This is a genomic window from Oleiphilus sp. HI0079 (genome assembly GCF_001635105.1).
Map to the genome: position 1 here is coordinate 1 of NZ_LWFT01000564.1, position 4,333 is coordinate 4,333.

Consider the following 4,333-nt stretch of genomic DNA (forward strand, 5'->3'; position numbering starts at 1 on the left):
TTTAATCTCTCAAGTGATTCCAAAAGGAATCTAAATTTTGCTCAAGTAAAACTACTGTATAAAACAATTACTGTTTACAATAAATGAATTCACAGAACGTTGACTTGATAATCTCTTAATAGCTAGAAATTCCTAAGAACTTCAAAGCTTTAACGTGACATCATCTCAGTCAGCGCCCACACGAATTGCTTGGTTAATTTTTAAAGATCGGTGCTTGACGAACTGCTTCGTTCCCTCAAGCGAGGCGCGTATTCTACAGAGCCTCACATTCTTGTCAACGACTTTTTTGAAGTTTCTGATTTATTTTTTGAAGCCAATAAATCAGCAAAAAGTCATCAACAAAACCAGGTACTTATATAGCCAATATTTCCGCTAACCCGGCTCGTGTTCGCTTTTCGTTCAACCCTTGCCGGCCGTCTCTCAAAGCGAGCGCGCATTATAAATATCTCGCCCTGATGCGCAAGCCTTAATTTAAATTTTCTTCTTCGAGACTTCGAGCTCGAAGGGAGTTGGCAAAATCGTAATACATTTGACGGTTGTTTATAGTTTCGCCGTTGTATTGCGCACCAGTTAGCAGTACTCAAAGCAGCACTCAATTACACTTCGCCAACTTTTATTTGATCACGCAACGATCAACCTAACTTCATTACAAATGGTTTCAGTTTTCGTGCCTATGCAAACACTTAACAAGCTTCGACTCGCCGCGCGCACATTAGTCCTACTAACACTATCAATGCTCGGGGCTACTAACATTTATGGCGCACCCGGCGACGTACTCGAAACACTGACCATTTCCAACTCCGAAGCGACAGGCGTGCCGTCACCTACCGGATATCAGGGTATCGCCACCTACAACGGTTACTTATGGGTAGTCGATGTTTGGAGCGATCGCATCTATCGCGTGTATCCCGAGACGGTTTTTGATGAAGATGAAGTTACCGTTCTTAACAACCCAGGCGACAGCGACTTCAACATTCCAATTCCAGACAACATTCCTAATGGACTGCCATTTTGCGACAACCAGGCCACGTGTCGAGGCGGCGGCTCTTTGACCTTCGCTCGCAACTTCTTCTGGAATGCCAGCCCTGTTACGGACGATATTGTTAAGTTAGATCCCGTCGACGGGGATAATCTAGAAACAGAAAACACCCTGGACACCATGCCATTCCCTTCACCACTAGGAATGACATTTGACGGCACCCATTTTTGGATCGTCGACTGGCAGTCGAACACCATCAACAAAGTACTTCCAGAAGATGGCTCGGTTATTGACACCATACCAGGCCCATCGACACTTCCGGCTTGTGGATCGCAACCCTATGACAATGTCCAATTCTGCGCACGACCATTCGGAATCGCTTGGGACGGGATCGCGCTGTGGGTAACGGAACGAGAAGAGCAACGAATTTACCGCATTAATCCGGCCAACGGCGACATACTCACCTATCTAGAGAACCCGTCTTTTCTCAATGATCCTCTCGGCCTAGCATGGGATGGCCAGTTCTTATGGGTGACTAACCGAGACAACGATAGCGCTTCGAGCATTCATAAAGTTGACAGCGGCATAACGCCGTTCGGCATTATGGGTTGCGTAGAAAAAAATGGCATTGGCATCGATGGGGATGTCTTGCTTAGCCAAGCAGCACAAAGCGATCAGTCAACAGCCACCGATAGAGATGGCTGCTTTTTGTTTGCCGATTTCGCATCAGGGGTTCCCCTGAGCGTTGAAATTAGCGAGTCAGGAAATGACAAAAAGCCGATTTTAACTCTCGTAGGCGAAGATGTAACACTCATCGTTGGGGACAGCTATTCAGACCCTGGCGTGATAGCTACTGACGAAGAAGACGGCGATATCTCAAGCAGCGTTACTGCAGTGCCAGATATTCTTAATGTACCTACATTAATAGATACATCGGTTCCCGGCCCTGCAGAAGGCACATTAATAACCTACAACGTAATTGACTCTGCTGGTAATGCCGCTGACCCAATCACCCGAACTGTGTACGTGCTTGAAGTCGACGTCATCCCACCCGTTATTACTTTAAATGGCGACAACCCGCTATACGTTGAACAGGGATCCAGCTACACCGAACCTGGCGCCGTAGCAATTGATGCACGAGATGGAGACATCAGCAACAACCTAACCATTACAGGCTCGGTCAACTCTGCGGTAGCAGGTACCTACTCCCTTGACTACGATGTTACAGATGCTACCGGCAACACTGCGATAACTGTAACTCGTACAGTTGTCGTTCAAGATACGACAAAACCGTCAATCACCTTGCTCGGCACAAGCCCATTAACACTTGAAAAGGGTGATACCTACATTGAATCCGGCGCGACTGCGACTGACAACATTGATGGAGACATAAGCGGCAGCGTCGCAATTGCAGGCTCGGTGTCGACAAACCTAACCGGAACGTATGTCTTAACGTATAACGTTTCAGACGTGGCAGGCAATGCGGCAACCACAGTGACTCGCACTGTTCAGGTTCAAGATACAACCGCACCCGAGATAACCTTATTTGGTGCGACAGACATTGACCACGAGCTTGAACAACCTTTTTCCGACCCAGGTTACAGCGCAAGCGACGTACCAGGTGAAGATCTGACCGGAAGCGTCATCATTACAGGAAGCGTCGATCCAGATACGACAGGCATTTATACCCTAACATACAACGTAACTGATGCGGCCGGGAATGCCGCAGTAGCGCAAACCCGCACTATTAATGTCGCCGACAGAACAGCACCCGTTTTATCCATTATTGGCGACAATCCTTTGGAGCATGAGCTTGGCGCTGCATATACGGAACAAGGGGCTACAGCGATTGATGCAATAGACGGAGATCTCTCTGGCGCAATTGCTATCGCAGGAGATACAGTAGATGGTTTCCTCACTGGAACCTACATCGTAACGTATGACATCGCAGACGCCGCAGGTAATGCTGCGCCGACACAAACTCGCACAGTTAACGTTGCTGACACAACGCCCCCGCTAGTTACCTTGTTAGGCAGCCCAATTGTAGAACACGAATTGGGAACGGTTTATACCGATGCCGGCGCTACTGCGTCAGATAACATAGACGGCGACCTTACAGGCATTATTACTGTCGGGGGAGACACCGTTAACACCAATGTTGCTGGGGACTATATCCTCACCTACTCAGTCGTTGATGCTTCAGGCAACCCCTCTTCGGTCGTCACACGACTTGTCCAGGTAGCAGATCGAACCATTCCAACCATCACAATTTTGGGCGACAACCCTCTCCAGCATGAGGTTGCGACCATTTTCAACGACCCTGGTGCGACGGCCAACGACAATATTGATAACGATATTACATCACGAATTGGTGTTACGGGCAGCGTCAATGCAGGGCTCGTTGGGAGCTACACGCTTACCTATAACGTCACCGATCTATCCGGTAACGCAGCCACCACCGTGACACGCACTGTAAATGTAGTCGACACAGGAACACCGACCATCACATTGCTTGGCGATAACCCGATTCTGCATGAACTGCAAACGCCATTTACTGATCCTGGCGCGACCGCTTCTGATGACGCCGATGGCGATTTGGGCAGCGTGACGGCAACAGGATCCGTTGACGAGAATACTGCAGGCACCTATACCCTCACCTATGATATTTCCGACTCGCAAGGAAACCCAGCGCCGACTTTAACTCGAACAGTCATCGTGGCTGACCGCACGGCCCCCGTCATTTCTCTAAATGGCGCCGCTACGGTACAACACGAGCAAGGCACCGCATATACAGATTCAGGCGCAACAGCGGTAGATATCATCGATGGCGATTTGACGCTCGCGATTAACGAAAGCGGCACAGTCGATTCAAATACACAAGGCACATACATCCTAACTTACGATGTATCTGACGCCGCAGGCAATGCCGCAACGCAAGTTACGCGCACCGTCAATGTGGTCGACACGACCATCCCAGTCATCACGCTACTTGGTTCTGATCCTGTCGATCACGAGGTAGGCACGGTTTACACCGATGCCGGCGCAACCGCTTCCGATAACATCGATGGTGTTATCACCGGTAACATTGGCGTGACTGGCAGCGTCAATGCCAGCGTCATTGGCACGTATTCGCTTACTTACAACGTGCAAGACTCGTCGGGCAATGCGGCGGCGACCGTGACACGTACTGTGAACGTCGTCGATACCGGCGCGCCGACCATTACCCTACTGGGCAGCAACCCGATCCTGCATGAACTGCAAACGCCATTTACTGATCCTGGCGCGACCGCCTCCGATGCAGCCGATGGCGATCTATCTGGTTCCATCGTCCCAACTGGCGCTGTCGATCCAAAT

1 protein-coding gene is annotated in these 4,333 nt (G+C 49.6%); it reads left to right on the forward strand.

Features of this window, described 5'->3' with window-relative positions:
• Positions 1-673: 673 nt before the first annotated feature.
• Positions 674-4,333 (forward strand): DUF5011 domain-containing protein (locus A3750_RS09250; RefSeq protein ID WP_197474975.1); only part of this gene is annotated, 3,660 nt, incomplete at its 3' end.